This window comes from Portibacter marinus (assembly GCF_021533195.1).
GTDB lineage: Bacteria > Bacteroidota > Bacteroidia > Chitinophagales > Saprospiraceae > Portibacter > Portibacter marinus.
This window is the reverse complement of record NZ_JAJNKB010000001.1, coordinates 365,216-385,868: the sequence shown is the minus strand read 5'-3', so window position 1 is coordinate 385,868 and position 20,653 is coordinate 365,216. Positions and strand designations below refer to the sequence as shown.

20 protein-coding genes are annotated in these 20,653 nt (G+C 39.7%); 9 read left to right on the top strand and 11 right to left on the bottom strand.

All coding sequences use genetic code 11. From position 1 onward, the window contains the following. The first annotated feature begins 17 nt into the window (after positions 1–17). Positions 18–1,598 (top strand): T9SS type A sorting domain-containing protein, encoded by a 1,581-nt coding sequence (locus L2567_RS01665; protein ID WP_235295945.1) that lies wholly within the window; start codon positions 18–20, stop codon positions 1,596–1,598. Positions 1,599–1,689: 91 nt separating this feature from the next. Here the strand turns inward: L2567_RS01665 and L2567_RS01660 are convergent, their stop codons facing one another. From L2567_RS01660 to L2567_RS01645, 4 genes are read right to left on the bottom strand one after another with little or no spacing between them, the layout of a single operon-like run. Then, the gene (locus L2567_RS01660) at positions 1,690–1,869 is read right to left on the bottom strand and encodes a hypothetical protein (protein ID WP_235295944.1); all 180 of its coding nucleotides are present in this window, start codon (positions 1,867–1,869) and stop codon (positions 1,690–1,692) included. 32 nt (positions 1,870–1,901) lie between these two features. Next, positions 1,902–2,843, bottom strand: coding sequence for a YheT family hydrolase (locus tag L2567_RS01655; protein WP_235295943.1), 942 nt, complete (start codon positions 2,841–2,843; stop codon positions 1,902–1,904). Then, complete coding sequence (locus L2567_RS01650) at positions 2,840–3,190, bottom strand: TfoX/Sxy family protein (protein ID WP_235295942.1); 351 nt, start codon at positions 3,188–3,190, stop codon at positions 2,840–2,842. Before L2567_RS01650 ends, L2567_RS01655 begins: the two co-directional genes overlap by 4 nt. Positions 3,191–3,243: 53 nt before the next feature. Next, a complete protein-coding gene (locus L2567_RS01645; protein WP_235295941.1) occupies positions 3,244–3,963 on the bottom strand; it encodes a hypothetical protein in 720 nt (239 codons plus the stop codon). Positions 3,964–4,170: 207 nt separating this feature from the next. Here L2567_RS01645 and ribA point away from each other — a divergent pair, with 207 nt between their 5' ends. From ribA to L2567_RS01625, 4 genes are all read left to right on the top strand, one after another. After that, complete coding sequence (gene ribA / locus L2567_RS01640; RefSeq protein WP_235295940.1) at positions 4,171–4,755, top strand: GTP cyclohydrolase II; 585 nt, start codon at positions 4,171–4,173, stop codon at positions 4,753–4,755. After that, positions 4,755–5,111, top strand: coding sequence for an MmcQ/YjbR family DNA-binding protein (locus L2567_RS01635; RefSeq protein ID WP_235295939.1), 357 nt, complete (start codon positions 4,755–4,757; stop codon positions 5,109–5,111). The genes ribA and L2567_RS01635 overlap by 1 nt, the downstream gene beginning before the upstream one ends. Then, the gene (locus tag L2567_RS01630) at positions 5,111–6,160 is read left to right on the top strand and encodes an NAD(P)/FAD-dependent oxidoreductase (RefSeq protein WP_235295938.1); all 1,050 of its coding nucleotides are present in this window, start codon (positions 5,111–5,113) and stop codon (positions 6,158–6,160) included. Before L2567_RS01635 ends, L2567_RS01630 begins: the two co-directional genes overlap by 1 nt. A 123-nt stretch (positions 6,161–6,283) precedes the next feature. After that, positions 6,284–8,695, top strand: a complete 2,412-nt coding sequence (locus L2567_RS01625) for a choice-of-anchor V domain-containing protein (RefSeq protein WP_235295937.1) — start codon at positions 6,284–6,286, stop codon at positions 8,693–8,695. 57 nt (positions 8,696–8,752) lie between these two features. Here the strand turns inward: L2567_RS01625 and L2567_RS21110 are convergent, their stop codons facing one another. From L2567_RS21110 to L2567_RS01605, 4 genes are all read right to left on the bottom strand, one after another. Then, positions 8,753–9,862 (bottom strand): peptidoglycan DD-metalloendopeptidase family protein, encoded by a 1,110-nt coding sequence (locus L2567_RS21110; protein WP_235295936.1) that lies wholly within the window; start codon positions 9,860–9,862, stop codon positions 8,753–8,755. Between the two features lie 15 nt (positions 9,863–9,877). After that, positions 9,878–11,740, bottom strand: coding sequence for a SulP family inorganic anion transporter (locus L2567_RS01615; protein WP_235295935.1), 1,863 nt, complete (start codon positions 11,738–11,740; stop codon positions 9,878–9,880). A gap of 440 nt (positions 11,741–12,180) precedes the next feature. Then, entirely contained in the window at positions 12,181–12,633 is a 453-nt protein-coding gene (locus L2567_RS01610) for a hypothetical protein (RefSeq protein WP_235295934.1), read from the bottom strand. After that, positions 12,633–13,898 (bottom strand): alpha/beta hydrolase family protein, encoded by a 1,266-nt coding sequence (locus L2567_RS01605; RefSeq protein WP_235295933.1) that lies wholly within the window; start codon positions 13,896–13,898, stop codon positions 12,633–12,635. The genes L2567_RS01610 and L2567_RS01605 overlap by 1 nt, the downstream gene beginning before the upstream one ends. Before the next feature lie 143 nt (positions 13,899–14,041). Between L2567_RS01605 and L2567_RS01600 the strand changes: the two genes are divergently transcribed. Then, entirely contained in the window at positions 14,042–14,671 is a 630-nt protein-coding gene (locus L2567_RS01600) for a bifunctional 4-hydroxy-2-oxoglutarate aldolase/2-dehydro-3-deoxy-phosphogluconate aldolase (RefSeq protein ID WP_235295932.1), read from the top strand. Positions 14,672–14,813: 142 nt separating this feature from the next. Next, entirely contained in the window at positions 14,814–14,981 is a 168-nt protein-coding gene (locus L2567_RS01595; protein ID WP_235295931.1) for a hypothetical protein, read from the top strand. A 296-nt stretch (positions 14,982–15,277) separates the two neighbouring features. On the opposite strand, the gene L2567_RS01590 is transcribed toward L2567_RS01595, so the two are convergent. Further along, positions 15,278–16,942: an RluA family pseudouridine synthase gene (locus L2567_RS01590; RefSeq protein WP_235295930.1), complete on the bottom strand. Its 1,665-nt coding sequence runs from the start codon at positions 16,940–16,942 to the stop codon at positions 15,278–15,280. Positions 16,943–16,945: 3 nt separating this feature from the next. Beyond that, positions 16,946–18,502, bottom strand: a complete 1,557-nt coding sequence (locus L2567_RS01585) for an amidase (RefSeq protein WP_235295929.1) — start codon at positions 18,500–18,502, stop codon at positions 16,946–16,948. 63 nt (positions 18,503–18,565) lie between these two features. Between L2567_RS01585 and L2567_RS01580 the strand changes: the two genes are divergently transcribed. Together L2567_RS01580 and L2567_RS01575 are read left to right on the top strand one after the other, a co-directional pair. Further along, entirely contained in the window at positions 18,566–19,273 is a 708-nt protein-coding gene (locus L2567_RS01580) for a CoA transferase subunit A (RefSeq protein ID WP_235295928.1), read from the top strand. Beyond that, positions 19,263–19,916 (top strand): CoA transferase subunit B, encoded by a 654-nt coding sequence (locus L2567_RS01575; protein ID WP_235295927.1) that lies wholly within the window; start codon positions 19,263–19,265, stop codon positions 19,914–19,916. The genes L2567_RS01580 and L2567_RS01575 overlap by 11 nt, the downstream gene beginning before the upstream one ends. Here the strand turns inward: L2567_RS01575 and L2567_RS01570 are convergent. After that, entirely contained in the window at positions 19,911–20,642 is a 732-nt protein-coding gene (locus L2567_RS01570; protein WP_235295926.1) for an O-methyltransferase, read from the bottom strand. The genes L2567_RS01575 and L2567_RS01570 overlap by 6 nt on opposite strands. Positions 20,643–20,653: the final 11 nt, after the last annotated feature.

The window sequence follows — 20,653 nt, the reverse complement described above, 5'->3', positions numbered from 1 at the left end:
TTAAAAACTTTATGAATATGAAAAAGAATTACAATTTGCTTTTTTGTGCTGTGATGATGCTGAGCTTTATCAGCGTAAATGGGCAGCAAAGATACATAGATGATGTATTTGAATCTACGAGTGTAGAGTCCAATATTGTTTATGGGTCGAATATCTCCATACTTCTCGCGCCTCAGGGCATCATAGAACCTATTGATCTGGTCATGGATATCTATACACCAGATGGTGATGATGTCACCGATCGACCGGTTATGATCGTGATCGGAACGGGCAACTTTTTGCCACAATACTTTAATGGTGGTATAACGGGGGGACTTCAAGATTCAATAAATGTGAATACTTGTAAGCGACTTGCTGCTAAAGGTTATGTTGCTGCAAACATTACCTATAGACAAGGATGGGCTCCATTGGCCGAAGATCAGGATACAAGGACTGCTACATTGTTGCAGGCAGCTTACAGAGGAATCCAGGATGCAAGAACGGCAGTACGTTTTTTAAGAAAAACATTTGCTGAAGACGGAAATCCTTACGGAATCGATCCAAATAAAGTAGGAATGTGGGGAATTGGAACGGGCGGATACGTATCGCTTGGTGCATCAGTCCTGGACAGATACGAGGAAGTGGTTCTAGATAAATTTCTGAACTCGCAGACATTGGAACCTTTAATCGATACTACTATTATCGGTAATCCTTACGCTACTACTCAGGCTGCAGCCAGTTTGCCCAATCATGTGGGTTATAGCAGTGATTTCTCAATATGTGTAAACGTCGGAGGAGCTATGGGAGATATTTCTTGGTTAGAAGGCAAAGAAAACGAACCAGCTTTTGTGGGTTTTCATGCAACAGGTGATATTTTTGCGCCATTCCCCGATGGTCCTGTAATTGTTCCTACCACCAATGAATTTGTAGTCAACGTATCTGGTACTCGCACTGTAATCGACTCCGCGAATATGAAAGGAAACAATGACGTTTTCGATGCTATCCTGGATGAATTTGATCCTCTCAGTGCAAATGTCGAAGCACAATCAGCAGCCACCATTCAATGGTCTGAAAATTATTCAACTAGTGCTGGAGTAGAAAATATGTACGCTTTTCAAACGCCCATTCCGATAGGTTCGCCCTGGAACTGGTGGAATAAAAATACCCTCGATTTACAGATCGCGTTTATCAATGCGTCCATTGGTACTACATTTAATGCAGACACTCTACATCAGAATGGGTTATTGACCAATCCGAATATGAGTGCTGCTCAAGGCATGGCATATTTAGACACTATGATGTTATATTTTGCTCCCCGAGGCTGTGTAGCATTGGATCTTGGATGTTTGATCACCGGTGTAAATGAACTAAAACCATTGGACGTGGGATTAAAAGTTTATCCTAATCCTGTAAGAAATATGACAACTATACAAGTTAATTTGGACGAATCAATAGATAAAGTATATCTTTACAGTATAGAAGGAAGATTAGTGAAGAGCGAAAGAGGAATAAACTCAAATGTTTATCAATTAGACCGAAACAATCTGCCTTCCGGTAGCTACATCGCAAAGATCCATACTGAGAGTGGGGTTGTAGCACAGAAAATACAATTTGAATAAAGACTGAGACAATAGAATAATGGGTCGAACTGGGGAGTTCGGCCCTCTTTTGTTTATGCAGAAAAGCTTAGGAAGAAAAGCGAATGATCAACTATTCAGTTGAGTTCGTGCTTTTCATCAGACTAATTCCTGCGGGAAAGAATATGATTCCTAAAATAATTGCCACCCAGGTGAAAGTCCCCATTGACATAACTCCGAATGCTCCCAGAACGCCAATGATGATCATGACAACACCTAAAATAGAAAGTGCACCAGCCAATCCCTTTTTCATATTTGTTTTTTAACCGAAAGATCATTTGAAATCTATTTGTTCGAACGTACAAAGAAATCTAAAATTTCATTTTCGAACCACATGTGCTGTCCATTCTGATAAAATCCAACGTGACCGCCATAGGTAGTATAATTCAAATGAACGAGAATGTTTTTGACTTCATCAATTGCAGGAAAACACTTTTTACCCAGGAAAGGATCATCTTTCGAATTAATTACCAGTGTGGGTACTTTGATGGAAGATAAGAACTGGTCAGAACTACATTTTTCATAGTAGTCTTCCGCATCTTCAAATCCATTCAGCGGGCCGGTGTAGTAGTTGTCAAAATCCCTGACTGACTTAATGCGACTAATATATTTAGTGTCAATTAACGCTGGGAACTGATTGCTTTTTTGTTTTATTTTTTCGTTCAAGGTCTTCAGAAACCTCCAGGTATAAAGTCTGTTTTGAAATTGCTCCATTTGCTCGGAAGAAGAGCTTAAATTCAGAGGTACAGATATGGCACATGCGGCTTTGATTTTGGCGGATCTTTTAAACAAATGCTCGCCAAGATATTTAAGTACCAAATTACCTCCTAGACTGAAGCCTGCCAGGTAAATTTCATCGTAATCTTTGGCGCAGTACTCTACCACCGTATGAAGATCGGGAGTCCAACCACTATGGTACATTTGAGGTTTCAAGTTGATCTCTCCGGAACAGAATCGATAATTCATGGCACACACATCAAATTGATTTTTACTCAGCAATGCACCAGTTCCGATCATATATTTTGATTCACTGGATCCCTCGAGGCCATGGCACAAAATAACCACTCTGGCATGGCCATTCTTAACAAAATCTAAGTCTAAAAAATCCTCGTCATGGGTGTAAATGCGCTCTCTATTGTAGGACAGCTGAGGAACTGCACGAAACAGAGAAGTATAAATGGAATTGAAATGACCGCTTCGAAAAAGAAAAAATGGCTCGTAACTCAAGATGTTTTCCGTTTTTCACTACGCCTGGCATTTGGATTGAATGCCAAAGCTTTTTGTAGGACGAATTCCAGATCTTTCTCTGCATCAATGGCCTCAGGACCCACATATAGGAATCCTTTCATAGGCCTTCCTGTGAAGTCCATATCTCTAACACCTGGTAATTTTCTGAGTTCTGCTTCATCTTTTGGATCTATCCGAGCCATAATCATATCATCTCTAATTCCGACGCACATCTTATCATTTACCATAAAGCAAAGTCCTCCGAACATTTTCCTGGAATAAAAACTAACGCCATTTCTTTCCAGATAAGAATTGACCCGGTCTGCCAGATGCTGATCGTATGCCATTTAAAATTAAAATTTCCTCCAAAATAATTATTTCGGAGGAAATTTTTCAATGGCTACTTATTTTCCATTAACAGAAACCGGGTGACCATATGACCTTTTGACTTTATCCTCCCTTTTCTGCCTACTTGACTTCCCTGTTTACGGCCTCTCTGATCAGCCTTTTTCATTTTGCGTTCTCTTTGCTCTTTTTTTTCAGATATGCTTTCATCTATTCCTTTCTCTTTTAAAAAATTCAGTACTTCATCCTCGTATTTAAGGGATAGTGATTTCATCATCTTCTTGTCTGATTTCATTTTAACCTTATCTGCCTCAGACATTTGAGTGCGATCTGTGTTTTTATGCGCTTTGAGCTTTTGTCGTAAGTCACTTAGTGTCTCCTGATCTGCGGCACTGATTTTTTGATCGAATTCTGCTCTGTAGACTTTTAGCTTCTCCATAGACTCCATTCGATCTTGCCGATTTAGCATTCTTTCAGCGCTTCGCTCCGCCTTTAAGGCTTTCATTTTTTGCTGTTGTTCTTTCGTAAGAATGGATTCTTCATTGGAACGCATTTGAACAATCTTTGCTTTTTTTTCTTCCCGACTCATGGATTGATCTGATAGAACTTCTTCGTAGGCGGATTTTCGTTCTTCCATTTTTACCTTTTGAACCTCAGAGAGCTCGATTTCAGATTTAGCCTTGTGCATGCGATTCTTACGATGTCTGGTTTCATCCTGTGCATTTGTAGTCAGACCAAAACTGGCCAATATTAAAACGATTAATAAATTTTTCATAATTTCTATAATTTCAAAGTTTGACAACCAACAGTCAGATTGGTTTAATCTGTCGCAGTTGCAAACTTGATCAACAACACATATGAGTCGTATAAGATGTATGTCTACATGGTAAAATTGAAAGTTTTATGATATCGTAAAAACGATTTAGGGCAGCTGGCTGTTCTTGTATGCGTAATTTATATCTTTGTATTCACAAATAGTTAGATGAAAAAGCAGTCAGAAGCCATGATTCCTACTCCTTACGGTAATTTCAGGATGATTGCTTATGCGGATAGTGATGAAAATAAAATGCCTCATGTTGTTATGGTGAGCGAAAAGCTGAACAATCATGAGCGTGTTGTGCTGAGGATACATTCTGAATGTCTGACAGGGGACTTGTTTGGTTCCAAAAGATGTGATTGCGGTGAACAACTGGAACGCTCGCTGCAGATCATTGGAAGAGAAAAAGGCATTCTCATTTATCTAAGGCAGGAGGGTAGGGGCATAGGGTTGATTAATAAACTGAAGGCTTATCAGCTGCAAGATCAAGGTATGAATACCATTGATGCCAATATCCACCTCGGATTTGAGCCGGATGAAAGGGACTACGAAGAGGCGGGTAGAATTCTAAAAGACCTGGATATAAAAGCAGTAAGACTGTTGACCAATAATCCAGAGAAAGTGGACGGTTTGAATGATTACGGTATCGAAGTGACAGAGCGTATTCCCATCATCATTGATCCTTCGGTTGAAAATGAGGCTTATCTTAAAATTAAGAGTGATTTAATGGGCCACATTTTAGAGGAATAATGGATATCGTCAGTTTCAGGGATTATTGTTTGTCGAAAAAAGGCGTCACGGAAGAAACCCCGTTTGGTCCTGATACATTAGTATTTAAGGTCTTAGGCAAAATGTATGCGCTGTGTGGAATGACTGATGAAGAATTCAGGTGTAACCTCAAGTGTGATCCTGAGTATGCATTGGAACTTAGAGATCAATACCCAGAAATAATTCCTGGTTGGCATATGAATAAAAAACATTGGAACACGGTTTTCTGCGAAAAGGAGCTGGATGATCGAATGATTGCAGACCTGGTAGATCACAGCTACGATTTGGTGGTTGCAAGCTTAAGCAAAGCACAGAAAGAAATCTTAAATCGATTGTAATGTTGGATGTTCTTGTAGTCGGACAGGGAATTGCCGGTTCTTTGATAGCGCTGCAATGTATTAAGCGAAATCTTTCCTTTTATGTAATTGATGCACCGGAGAAAAGTCGGGCTTCAAAGGTGGCTGCCGGAATCATTAATCCCATCACTGGACGGAAATATGTGAAGACATGGATGTATGAAGAACTACAAAAAGAATTCGTTTCCATGTACAGATGGACAGAAGATTTACTGTCCGGTGAATACCTGAATGAGAGAGAAATTTACAGAACCATACCCACTGTTAAGGATCAAAATCAGTGGGACGCGCGGCTATTGGAAAAAGGAGCTTCGCCATTTATGCAAACAGCTGAGGATGCTGGAGATTTTGAAGGAAAGTTGTTTGACCGCCAGGGATTTGGATTGGTCAATGGCTATCAGTTGAGAATGGATCAACTGATTAAGGACTTGCGGAAATATCTTGAAGAGCGGAAATACTATTCCTCCGAAATTTTCGATCATGCTTCACTAGAAATCAATGAAAAAGCTGTTAGGTATAAAAAGTGGATCACTGCCCATGTTATTTTTTGTGAAGGTCATGCCGTATCTCAGAATCCATTTTTCAATGAACTGCCGTTTGCACCTGCAAAGGGTGAATTGCTCTTAGTTCGGATTCCTAATTTTCAGACGGATCATATTTTAAAGGATCAACTCTTCTTTGTTCCACTTGAAAGGGATATTTTCTGGGTCGGTGCTTCTTATGCCTGGGACGAATTCTCGGATCAGCCAACTGGTGAGAAGGAAAAGTGGCTCATAGAAGGCATAGAAAAAGTCCTCAATGTGCCATATGAGATTATTGATCATAAGGCCGGGATTAGACCTGCCACAAAATATAGAAAGCCTTTCATAGGTTCTCATTCTGCATATCCATCTTTACACTTGTTTAATGGTTTAGGTACCAAGGGGGCTTCCCTGGGTCCATACTTTGCCAAAGCACTGATGGCCTCTGTTTTTGATCAAAAAACCCTCCATCCGGAGGTCGATATTCAAAGATTTGATAACGTATTATAAAATTTTATAATATCTTCACATATTATTAAAAGTATTTGCGAAAACCATTCTGCTTTTTTCTAACAAATCTGATGGCAGGTCTGATTACTTTTAAACTTATAATAACTATTAAATATAAAACTCATGAATAATCTATTAAAGTATATGACAGGCATTGTCATTGTGGTGCTTATGCTTGCCAATTCGTCGGATCCGCCCAATGGTAGAACCGGTGCTCCTGGAGATGGTGTGTGTAGTTCATGTCATCAGGGAAATAACTTTGAAGGCAATATTCTCATTGATAATTTGCCCGACGTTGTCACAAGTGGTGAAACATATACTTTGGGAATTACAGTAAATAATACAGACGGAAATGCGGTGCGAGCTGGTTTTCAAATGGTTGCCTTATTCAATGATAATTTCAATAATGCCGGAGATTTTATGACCAATTCGGACGATGAGGGCACCTCTGTCTTAGGAGACCGGAAGTATATTGAACATCGTGGCGCTAAGAACTTCCAGGACAATGTAGCACAATGGATATTTGAGTGGGAGGCTCCTGTGGTGGATACCGAGCAAGAAATCCTGATGTTTGCAGCCGGGAACATAGCGAATGGATCGGGCTCTGGTGGAGATGCGATTAAATTTAATGAAGCATTAACGACGATAAGGCCAGCCGCAGCGGATACGATAAAAGTAGAAATTCAGGTGGTAGATATCATCTGCAATGGTGACAATGGAGACTTGACGGCAGTGGCTTCAGGCGGGGAAGGTGAATATAGATATAGTTGGTCTAATGGAATTAATGCTGCAGAAAACAATGATGTCCCAGCAGGTTTTTATTCGGTAACCGTGACAGATAGCAATGACAGCATGGCAGTGGCAGAAATTATATTGGAACAACCTGAGATTTTAACTTTTGACCTTGTCGTAAGCAATGAAACTTCTGTAGATGCCAATGATGGTTCTATCCAGGCCTCTATTACAGGTGGTACCTCACCTTATCAATATCTATGGTCAAATGGGGAAACAACTTCCTCGATTGACAGCTTATCGCCAGGAGAGTATTCCCTTACAGCAACCGATGCCAATGGATGCATGGATACCATTTCTGCGATTGTGGAATCGGCAGCGTGTGCGTTTACCCTTAATCTATCCTTTAATGATATTACCTGTCCTGGAGCGAATGATGGAGAGGCTATTATAGATCCCGTTGGTTTTGAACAGCCTTTTAGTTTTGAATGGTCCAATGGTGACAATGCCTTTATCGCCATTGCGGGACTAGAACCTGGAGACTATGATATTACAGTTACGGATGGAAGTGGTTGCACGATTGTAGAAGGTTTTACCCTTACCGACCCTGAACCGCTGGTTCTGGAATCGGAAGTTTCTGTAGAAGATTGTGAAAACTTTAGTCAGAATACTTTGTCCATCACTGCCACAGGAGGAACCGGAACATATACGTATCTGTGGTCAAATGGTGACAATACTTCAGAAATTATCAATGTTCCGGAAGGAATATATGCTGTTACAGTTACTGACGAAAATGGATGTGAGGCTGTTTCTGAAGAAAACTTGGTAGTTTTCGAAGATACTGAAGCACCTGTTGTGATCTTCACTGACAGTGTGGATCTTTATGTCGATGCTGATGGCATGCTGGATTTTAGTCCACTTAATCTGGAGGAAGCAGATAACTGTGGCATTGAGAGTGTGGTCCTGGCCGGTGATACTTCTTGTGATGCTTTGGGACCCAGAACATTGACATATGAAGTAGTGGATGTCAATGGAAATGTTACCATCGCTGAAATTTTTATAAAGTCAATAATTGACACTATACCTCCTACTGCGGACTGTATTGGTGATATTTTTCAAGAAGGATGTGATACCATTTTTTATGACATTCCGAATTTTCAAGATAACTGTGCAATAGCGAGTATAGAACTTGCAGAAGGATTACCATCAGGATCAATCTTTCCAAAAGATAGTACGAAAGTGACCTATAATGTATTTGACGAGGCCGGAAACTTTTTCTGTTGTAGCTTTTGGGTGATCACCAACAATGATCTGGTACTCACCGTAGACGAAGTTCAGAATGCATCTGCTGGAAATGGAGGAACTATAGACATCAGTATTGAAGGTGGAACTGGTAATTACGAATACGAATGGACGCTCAATGATACACTAACGGTCTCTAATTTTGAAGATGTCAGTAATCTGGAGCCGGGAGCTTACCGCGTTGCTGTGAGAGATGAAAGTGGTTGTTTGATCATTTCTGAAACCATTCTTATTGAAATGGAAAGTTCAACGGAATCGTTCGATAATAAAGAAATTAAAGTTTTTCCGAACCCGGTAATGGAAGAGTTATTAATTACTTCTTCATCTGAGGTAATGGGATTTCAAATTTTTAGTTTGGATGGAAGACAAATGAACTCAACCTCTAATCGACATACACAAAACATGAATTCAGTAGATGTGAGGTATTTTACACCTGGCTTATATGTTTTAAAGGTGGAGCTTGCCGAAGGTATTAAAACGATTAAATTCATTAAAAATTAAACGTAATTATATCGGTATGCTATGGTCTATTAGCATACCGATATACTCTACCCATCCTTAAAGCGGTAAATCTGGTCTGAGATGGGAATAATGGACGTAACAAGCCTTCATTTCCGAATCTCGAACGTGATACCAAGATCCTGTAGCCCCCAGAACCGTAAATACTTCCGAATCATAGGCATTTCGAAAAGATTTAGATCGCGCTGAGGGAGAAATTCTCAAAGGAACTTTCGTTCTATTGGCCACCATCTTCTGATGATAGATCATTTGATTGTTCTTCAGAACAACTGTTTCTTTAGACGTCTTTTGAATAAAATGAATAGGGTCAATGGCACCTTCATAAGGTATGTAAATGGCAAAATGTAAATGAGATGGTGTATATCTTGCATTTCCTGTATTTCCTACGGTACCGATGGTATCTCCCCTTTTCACAGACTGCCCTTGACTAACATATTGACTATCCAGGTGTGCGTAATAGACACTAAGATTTCTATCATTATCGTATAGCCATACCTGCTTGCCACCCAGACCACGATTTCTGACAGAACGTACCCTGGACTTGGTTACGGCAAGTAGTGGAGTTCCTTTCTTCGCAAATATATCTACGCCTTTGTGTTTTCTTTTACCTCCATCTCTTGGATCGCCCCAAAAGCTTCCAATATCTCTGTTTTCTCCTCCTTCTACAGGAAACAAGAATGAAGGCTCACTATGAATTTGAAGTTCGATCGTATCTGATACATGCAGTCTACTTTGTGCTCGTAAGAAGTATGCACCATCATTCTTGACTTCAAACGTATAGCTTTCTGAAAGAAATTCTGGTTGAAGGATTGGTTCAAATCTTTCAATGGAGTCTGCCGTCACTTCGAAAAGATCAATCAGCAAATTGGTCGAACTGACATTTATTTTTATGACTTCTCCTTTGTTCCCATCTATTCTATAACCAAATGCCAGATGCTCTGAAGAATCAATACTAAGTGTTTCACTATAAGGATATTGAACATGAACAGAGTCATTAAAAGCTTGCTTTCCCTTCGCTTTCCAGAGCAATTTGTCTACATCACTAATGTGTTTTTCATAACTTTCTCTTGCCGTGGGCTTGGTGAATATCTCATTGATCTGACATGAGTATAAGAATATAACAACGAAGGTAAGACTAACATACTTCACCCTTCTTTAACGTATCTAATTAGATTCTATTTCTTCATCAATATGTTTTTCTAACCAGGTAGTGCATTGCTCAAAAGTTTCAAATGATAACTTTTCTGGAACCAATCCCGGAACAAGTTTAAAGCGTTCAAACATCAGCTTGGGTTGGCCATGCAAACCCGTAAATACAACGGTAATACCCTGCCTTTGCAAATCCTCCACGGCGTCGTCCATGGCATAAAGACCAGACTGATCGACGTAGGGCACTTTATCCATTCTCATCACCACTGTTTCAATATCAGGAAGCGCCTTCATCATATATTGAAACCTGGAAGCAAAACCAAAAAATAACGGACCATCCAAGTGTTTAATGTACACCTTGTCTCCGTATTTTTTAAAGAACTTCTCCTCTTCCATCCATGGAATTTCTCTGGAAAATTCCCTCAATGGCGAAGCTTTAGTACGATTTTCTATAACGTCCGATATTTTTTTCATAAAAAGAACTGAAGATAAAATCATACCTACAATCACTGCTTCTATTAGTCCAACAAAAACTGTTAATATTAGAACAATGAGCATAACAACGACTTCACTTCTCGGCAAAGAACCAATATGCTTTAGACCTTTGTAATCCATCACCCCTATTCCCACGGTAACCAATATCCCAGCAAGAACCGCAGCGGGAATTTGCGATGCAATTGGCCCTAAAAGTAACAGCGTTAATAGAAGCAATACTCCAGCAACCATGCCTGACAGTCGAGTCTTTCCTCCACTGTTGATATTGACTACAGTTCTGATGGTTGCGCCTGCGCCTGGAATACCTCCGAAGAGGGCAGCGATAGAATTTCCCACTCCTTGACCTACGAGCTCTTTATTGGGTTGGTGTTTGGTTTTCGTTAGATTGTCAGCTACTATGGAGGTCAACAATGAATCAATTGCCCCTAAAGTAGCTAGAGAAATAGCAGAGATAATGAATGGGGTGACCTGCCCAAGATTAAAGTTGGTAAAAACTCGCCATTGAAGCTGTGGAAAACCACTGGGAATTTCTGGGATTTTTCTGTAGCTAGGTATAAAGTAATACGCAATGAGAGTTATAACAATCAAAGCTATCAGGGAGCTGGGAACAGCGGAAGTAATTCTTTTAAAGCCATATATGATAAAAATAGTAAGTAATCCAAGAATGAATTCGATCCAATTGATATTTTGGACCGCTCTGGTCAGAACTCGCAATGAGCCCACAACCCCCGACGCATTGTTTTTTGCCAGAGCAACGGCCTCCATATTAATTTCCTCCTTTGTAATGGCATTCGCCCTTCTTACCGTTTCTGCGAAATCCTCCAATACCAATATTTCCTCATTGGCTTCCTCCTTGAGTATTCTTTCTAACAACACCTCTTCAGCTGCAGGCTTAAAGGAGTTAACATATGTGTTATCATTTGAAGGATAGTAACCCAGCATGGGTAAAAATTGGGTGATGATGATGATGACGCCGATGCCGGTCATGAATCCTGAAACAACTGGATAAGGGATGTATTCTATATATTGGCCTAGTTTAAGGACGCCCATCAGAATTTGAATCAGACCGGCAAGTACAAAGACAGCGAGTATGGCGGGAATGGCTTTCTCCAAGTTACCTCCATTGGCAGTCACTATACCAGCAATGACGACCATTGATACCGCGGTCATCGGAGCTGTGGGGCCGGATATTTGAGTATTAGTACCACCTAACATGGCGGCGAAGAAACTGATAAATATAGCTCCGTAAAGTCCTGCAGCTGGTCCCAGACCTGATTGTAGTCCGAAGGCAAGTGCTAATGGTAAGGCAACAATACCAGCAGTAATACCACCGAAAAGATCACCTCTAAAGTGCTTGAAGTTAAATCCTAAAAAAGTAGACATAGGAAAATTAGGTTGAAGTTGAAGAAAAGTTTTTAGATTGCTTCTAAGTAGAAGGCAGGTAAAATACAAAGAAAAGGGTGTGCGGAACCCATGGTTTAGAATATTTTTTTAAAATTTTTAATGAATAAAAAATTAAATTTTACATTACAAATAAAGATAGTGATTATATATGCCAAAACTGATAATACACAGAATTAAACATTAGTGTAACTATTAAAATGTGTGTGCGAAATGAAAATTAATATCAACCCAGAAATACGATCACATAAAGCTATACATGAAAGGATCAAAGCAATGTCCTTGAGTCATGAGGTGAGTCATACACATGAGAAAGTACCAACCTTACAGGAAGGCAAGGTTGAGGTCTGTGGGGTTGAAAATATAAATGAATATTTGAATGATTTACAACAAGAGTTGCACTTCTGGTATTATGGAAATTGCTAAATCTGTTGCCTTTCCTGCGCGCTTAATTGTGCTTTGTCATTGAGCTTATCTTTCCCTGGTTTCAAGCTATAAAAGTAGACCAGTAAAATAAGCGCCATGATAAGGTACATTGAATTCCCATTGATAAAATAGATCATGAGCGCAAGTAAGGTTACTCCTTCTATTAAAGCTAGTCTTATGATCACAGCAGATCGATAGGTGATCAATTTTTGATCTAATGACTCACTGGGAATAATGCTTTTAATTCTACTTTGATAAATGTAATTACCGAGGAAGTATACGCTCAAAATCAAGGCAGGCAAGATTAGCAGAAAAATATCCTCCTGAAAATCTGTTTTTAATTCAAAATCTTGCTTGAGGTATAGCAAAATGGCAAAGAGCATCAATTGACCAATAAATAATGAAGTGTGTATAATTGAAATTGATCTGTAAAATCCTTTAGATTTCATTACTTAGATTTTTTATTTGAATGCCATAACATACCTGTCGAAGTACGATTTAAAAACCCTTCCCATGTTTTTTTATTTGAGTCGGTAGGAAGATCAAGATATTTGCTGTAATCTTCGTTTTTTAAATGAGTACCCAGAAAAGCCGTTATAAAGTGTTGATTAATGTTATTGATTCTTCGCTCATCCCAGGATGGTTCTGCATATCGATAATATTCATCAAAGTGTAGGCCTTTCTGCATAGTAATTGGCGCAGGTGGATTAGGAGCCACATTGTGTCTGGCGTTCATGTAAGTTAACATATACCTATCCGTATTGACAGCACCTTCATAGATGGCCTTAACACCATTCTCATAACCAGAAATATCATCTTCGCTACCGGCAATAAATAAAGTTGGAAAGCGCAAGCCACTCAATCCTTCTTCATCCCACATCCCAGCATTCATTCCCCAGGGGGCGAAGGCTACGATGCATTTTATCTTCGGATCCATCATAGCTTGATGGTCAGGATGACCGGCTATCAGGGACGCAATTGCATTATTGCCATTGCTCCTGCCTTTTACAAACTGGGCTAGTGCATCACTGTAGCCTGCGCCGCCCACGTTGAGCACACCATAACCACCCATAGAGTAACCAATCAGCCCTATTTGTTCCTGGTCGATCATTTCTGAAGCAAAATGCGCCTTATCAATCATGCTATTCAAAATAAAAAGAATATCCTTTGGTCGGTTGAGGAGCGTCGAAATAAAACCCTTGGCATCCTGAAAAGTAGATTCTTTATGATCAATTGCGGCAACGATGTAGCCTTTTGAAGCAAGATTTTCAGTAAGATACGTCATCAGTACTCTTGAGCCTAAGTAGCCATGGGATACGATAATGAGAGGAAACTTTCCGTCTTGAGGAGCAGCGTCCCTTGCAGCTCTCCCCTTAAATGTAAATGGTACAATAGGCCTGTCTTCAGCATTGGAAGAGCCCATTACTTGTTCGTACTCTACTATTTCTTTTTGACCGGTGCGCAATGTTGCGGGATACCAAACCTCTACCTTGAAATCACGATCGTACATCGCGGCATTGCCATCTTTATCTGTATTTAAGATGTCAATTTGATTTTTATTTATAAAGTCAAGAGTGCGAACACCTACCTGGAATTCCCCTCTTTCCGCAAGGGTGGGGGCATCCGGCAATGCGTCTCCAAAAATGAATTCATGGTTTACCTGAGCATTTGCCAGGAATGGAATCAGAAATAGAGCCAACCGTAATACTTTCATCTTAACTTCAATTTTGTATAAATAAAAGCAATATACTATGAACATGGTAGAAATGATAATTGACATAAAATCTCAATGAAATTATCTGACATTTAAGTTATATTACTGTGCAATACACCGCCGTTGCAATAAAAATTTAAGAGATGAAGAAGGCTGACGTAATTGATATGATATGTGAGTATAAATCCATAGTCATCATTCGATCCTCGCTATCAGATCATGTGGCCCATACATGTCATGCTGTCTACGAAGGTGGACTTCCGATCATAGAGGTGACTTCAAATACACCTGATTACCTGGAAATCATCAAAGAGGTAAAAAGGGGTCATTCTGGAATCTTAATGGGGGCAGGCACCATTCTCACGGCTACACAAGCCGGGGAGGCTATTGCAGCTGGAGCCCAATTTTTAGTAACACCCATTTTATCAAGAGATGTTCTGGTGTATGCAAACTCGAGGGACGTCCCGGTGGTCATGGGGGCATTCAGTCCATCAGAAATATACAGAGCCTGGTATTGGGGAGCTGATTTTATCAAGGTCTTTCCGGCAAGCCATTTGTCTCCAAAGTATTTGAGCGATGTAGCTGCCCCGCTTGGAGCAATGAATTTCGTACCTACTGGTGGTATAAATGAAACGAATATTCAGGAATGGCAAGATTCAGGTGCAGTGGCTTTTGGTTTAGGCAGTTCTATTGTCCATCCAGACTTGATTAGTGATCAGAAATACGATGAAATTTCTAGGAAGGCATCTGTCTTTAGAAACTTGCTTACATAAAATTATTATTTGGTATAACTATTATACAGGCATACTTATGTCTGCATAAATATATCTTATGCAAATTTATGAATATATTATATCAAATAGCGAACTATAGTTTGGTCTGATTTGTTGTAGTGTTATACTAAACTTCTTCACTATGAAACACATTCCTATAGATTTTGACACTAAGAGGATTACTAAAATTGATTTACTGGATAATGAAAAATGTGAAGTGTTTTTAAGTAATTTGAAAACACCTTTAATTATTGATAAGTATGATCTGGAAGCCCTGTTATCTCCGAAAGAAATTTACTACTTTTTTTGATCTGCCTTCTTGTTCTCTGCAAGACAAATGAATTCGACAAATCAACAAAATGAAATTCTGTGACAATATTGCTTGGCAATGTTTAGTTTTTCCATAGTAACTTTTAAAGAAAGTATTATGAAAAATTCCAGCGAAATTAACTCTTCACAGATTCTTAAAATTATACCACTTCAAACTGGTGAGTATAAAGTTTTCTTTACTTTCTCCAAAGTACCGGTGATTATGAATCGATCCTACCTCGAAACTGTTTTGCCTTTAAAATACGCCTATTACTATCTCTAATATATAGGCTCACTTTAAAATGGCGCTTTCTTATAAAAGGTAATACGTTGACCATTAAAAGGATGCATAAAGGCTAATTCTTCAGCATGTAAATGCAATCTGTCGGCCTTGTGTCCATATAAGTCATCGCCTTTAATGGGTGCATTCAGACCAAGATGATGAGCTGCATGAACTCGAAGCTGATGGGTTCGCCCCGTCTTTGGGAAAAAATGAACCCTGGTGTTGCCGTCGGATTGTGACACTTTGAGCCAACTTGTCAGTGCATGTCGTCCGTGTTCATAACATACCAATTGCCGCGGACGGTCGTCAAGATCAACCCGTAGTGGTAATTCAATCACTCCTTCATTGTGATCCAGATGCCCATCTAATATTGCTACATATCTCTTATATACGGTTCTTTCGGCGAACTGCCGCTGGATTTTCCTATATGCTTCCAAATTTTTAGTAACCACCATTAGACCCGATGTTGACATGTCTAGACGATGAACTACCATAGGACCAGAGGCATCGGGATACAGATCTTTCATTCTGGTAAGCACTGAATCTTTGATGTTTTTTCCCGGAACAGAAAGCAAATCAGCCGGCTTATTAATGATGATGATGGCATTATCCTCGAAAACCGTTTCAATATGAATATTTTCTTCAGTACTAAATAACAATGGATTAGGGTCAGTTTTAGTAGCACTCAACATATGGCTGAGTATGGGTTTGCATTTGCTTTGACACGCAGGGTAATAATTCCCACTTTTCCTAATCTCTGAATCAGGTGACGCACCCCACCAAAATTCAGCAAGAGCAATTGGTTGATAGTTATAGAGAAATGCATATTGGAGTAATTTCGGCGCTGCACATTCACCTGCACCGGCTGGAGGATTAGAATGTTTGAATATTTCACTGATGGATTTCTCTTGCCCCTTTTGATTAAGAAAAGTATAGCTACTAAAAAGGCGATTTTGTAAACCGGAAGATCGCTGTTTCCTTTCTTTTTTTAAGTTTTGAATCGGCGTAGTAAGTTCCTGAACCAGCTTTTGGGCTTCAAACACTCTATTTTTCCAATACTTTATTGCATCTCTAAGTCTGTAGTTGCTTTGGACACTCTCTTTACTTAGTGTTTCGAGGTAATCATGGTAATCTGCATCGTTGGCTTCATATTCCAGTGCAGCTTTTTCTCTTAAAATTTTCCGCTCTTTTTTACCTTGCTTTAAACGCTTTCTTTCTTCTTTAATACTGATCTCGGCCTTCTGTTTTAATGCTTCTAAATGATCTATCGCCTCTAAGTATTCAGAATCATTTTCTAGTTTCTTTATGTCAATGTTAAGCTGATTTAATGTTGATTCTTCTCGCTTGTAAAATCCATCTTCCTCCAGCATGTCAAATACCGGTGGTACAAAACCATAGTGGTGATTACTGTCTGCTAATTTTCCGCTGAAAGCTCTCAAATAACCCAAATCACCTGCCAGATCCCGAACAACCAGCACACCAAACATCTTTCCAATGACCAATCCTTTATGAGATGGATCTAACCCAAAGTTATGATCAAAATCGCTTTGTTGCTTTAGGTAATCCTGTAATTCTTTGGCAGCTAATTCCGCAATCGGATGCGGAGAATAGTAAAATGGAAAAGTAAATCGATCGGGTAGTGGTATTGCCGATACATCAGTCTCAAATTTAAAAAACATGCTCTAGTCTAAATATTTTGGCGACTTTCGGTGATTTGTTCTTTGCTCGAAATCATACGCAATTTCTATCAATTTACCCTCCGTCCAGGGTCGACCAAATATTGACATTCCTACTGGCAATTCGTCAATAAAACCCATAGGTACGGTGATATTGGGATAACCTGAAATTGCTGCCGGCGAACTGCTGTAAATATCGTAAGCGTCCCCGTTTTCGTGATCCGTTTTCCATGCTGGTCCACCGGTGGGTGCAACGATGGCATCTAAATTGAATTGATCCATGACCCTGTCGATGCCCTCTTTTCTACTGGTAAGCACAATAGAATCTAATGCGCTTCGATACTCCTTACTCGACAAATCTCCTCTTTCATTTGAACGTTTGAGGAGTTGGTGATCAAATTGCATTTCTACAGAATCCTTAAAGGTTTGATCGATGATCTCTCCTAGATTGGCCACCGGAGATTTTTCTGCCAATCCCCTCAAATATTGATTTACCCCATCTTTAAATTCATATTGCATGACTGTAAATGATAAATATTCAGTTCTTGGATGCAAGATTTCTTCAATTTCTATTATCTCAGCTCCTGCTTCTTTTAATTCCTGAATGGCTTGATTCATGATTAGCGTAAGTTCTGAACTATCTTCAGCCAATGGCTTAAGGTAAAAGCCTATCCTTTTACCCGAAATGCCATCAGTCCTCAAAAACTGGGTGTAATCCTCTTCAATACTCCTTTCATCCTGCTGCGTTGCTTTATCAGCTTCGTCTAACCCTGTCATACTTGATAAAGTGAGCACCGCATCTCTTACTGTACGGGCCATCGGACCGGCAGTATCATGATGATCAGAAATAGGAATGATACCAGTTCTACTAATTAGACCAACTGTCGGTTTTATCCCTACGATGCCATTATTGTTAGAGGGACAAACTATGGATCCGTTGGTTTCTGTTCCAATGGCCACGACACATAAGTTGGCGGCAACTGCTACACCCGAACCGGCTGAAGATCCACATGGATTGTGATTCAGTCTATATGGGTTTTTAGTTTGACCTCCTAATCCACTCCATCCACTAGATGATACATTGGAATGAAAATTAGCCCATTCACTTAAGTTGGTTTTTCCCAGGATGATTGCTCCAGCTTCCTTCAGTTGTTGTACTAACGGAGCATCCGCATTAGGATAAGCGTCTTTCATAACGATTGAGCCAGCTGTGTTAGGCATACTATCACCGGTATCAATGTTGTCTTTAAGTAATATAGGAATTCCGTATAATGGTCCTGAAAACTCCATTTTATCTAAAGATTGAGCCTGTTCCCTTACCCTTGGATTAATGGTAATTACAGCATTAAGATTTACACCATTTTGATCTATACTGTCTATTCTTCTTAAGTAAAAATCAACTACATCACGTACGGAAAAGTCACCGTTGCGATAACCGTTGTGTAAATCATCGATCGTTACTTCGGGATCTAGATACAAAGGACTCTCTTTTGAATTTGAAACCGATTCACACGACCCTAAGACAATGAGGATCAAAAGCAAATAAAAAATGGATATTCTCATATCGCAAAGATAATAAGAGTTTTTAACCGAATACTTCCTAAATTAGCAAACACAAAATTGGATATGAATAAGGTATACAAGAATGCCGCTGAGGCTTTAGAGGGAGTGAATTCGGATATGACATTTATGCTAGGTGGATTTGGATTATGTGGTATTCCGGAGAATGCCATTTCAGAATTGGTCAGACGAGGAATCAAAGGTTTGACCTGTATTTCTAACAACGCCGGGGTGGATGATTTTGGTCTGGGCTTGCTTTTGCAGAAGAGGCAAATAAAAAAAATGATTTCATCATATGTTGGTGAAAATGATGAATTTGAAAGACAAATGCTGTCTGGTGAACTGGAAGTTGATTTAATTCCTCAAGGGTCACTTGCTGAAAGATGTCGGGCTGGTGGTGCAGGTATACCTGCATTTTTCACGCCCGCAGGTTATGGAACGGAGGTCTCTGAAGGGAAGGAAATGCGCTATTTTAATGGAAAACCACATATTCTGGAAACTGCATTGACAGCCGATTTCGCTTTTGTAAAAGCCTGGAAAGGTGATAAGTACGGGAACCTCATCTACAAAGGAACAGCCAGAAATTTTAATCCGGTAATGGCCATGGCAGGTAAGATAACGGTTGCTGAAGTGGAAGAATTAGTAGAGCCCGGAGTTTTAGATCCTTATTTTATTCATACCCCTGGCGTTTTCGTCCAAAGGATTTTTCAAGGAACCAACTACGAGAAAAGAATTGAACAAAGAACAGTTAGACCAAAAAAAGATGCTAAATAAAAATCAAATTGCCCAAAGAATTGCTCAGGAGTTACGAGATGGATGGTATGTGAACCTTGGAATTGGTATTCCTACTTTAGTAGCCAATTATGTGCCTGATGATATCAATGTTGAATTTCAATCTGAAAATGGAATACTGGGCATGGGCCCATTTCCATATGAAGGGGAAGAGGATGCGGACATGATCAATGCTGGGAAACAAACCGTAACCTTAAAGCCTGGTGCATCAGTATTCGATTCATCTACAAGCTTTGCCATGATTCGAGGTCAACATATCCAACTGACAGTTTTAGGGGCCATGGAAGTTTCCCAGGATGGTGATATTGCCAACTGGAAAATTCCTGGTAAAATGGTGAAAGGCATGGGCGGCGCAATGGACCTCGTAGCATCTGCTGAAAATATCATTGTAGCTATGATGCATACGAACCGGAGTGGTGCCTCTAAATTATTAAAAGCGTGTACACTACCCATTACCGGAGTGAAGTGCGTCAGCAAAGTGGTGACCAATCTTGCTGTCCTGGAAATTAAGGATGGAGCTTTTCATCTGCTGGAAAGGGCCCCTGGAGTAAGCGTCGAAGAGATTAAAGGATCAACAGAGGGAGCACTTATAGTAGGTGGAGAAATTCCAGAAATGCAATTATAAATGAAAGATCACTTTATCTGGTCGAACTTTAAAGCTTGTTTTTGAAGCATTAGAAAAAGGTCGAAAGAATATTATTCCGCAGAAGAACAGATCAATACTGAAAGTCACCTCTGGTCTTTTTGTAATTTCAATCCATGCACTATTCATGTCGTCTGACCAGTAAATATCATCTATGATGATAACAGATTGCTCATGTGTTTTCTCTTTAATTTGGTGATAATATTCTGAAGTGGCCAGACCATCATGATGTCCATCTATAAATGCCAGATCTATTTTTGGTAGGTCACTTATAACTTGTGGAACTGTTTTAGAAAATTGACCTAATATAGGGCGTATGTTATCCATTTCCATTTGACTGAAGATATGATTGGCCATTTGAAATGACGCAGGATCACCTTCCAGGGTGTAAACCACGGCATCCTTTCTGGCGCCTCCAAGATAAAGACTGCTTACGCCTAATGAAGTTCCCAGTTCCAAAATATGCTGACATTCCAGAAAATGAACCAACCTGAACATTAATCGGCATTGGTATGGATAAGAAAGTGCATTTTGAGCTATCTTTGAAATGGTACGTTCACCTGCGTTGTGCGATGCACTTCCTGCTCCAAATTCTTGAAAATGGATGACATGCTTATTCCTTTTAAGACTTGCTCTGATACCTTCATAGTCGCGAAATGCATAAAACCATTTATCGTCTTTAATTACATTTTGATGGAGATCAGCCATAAATTCTGATT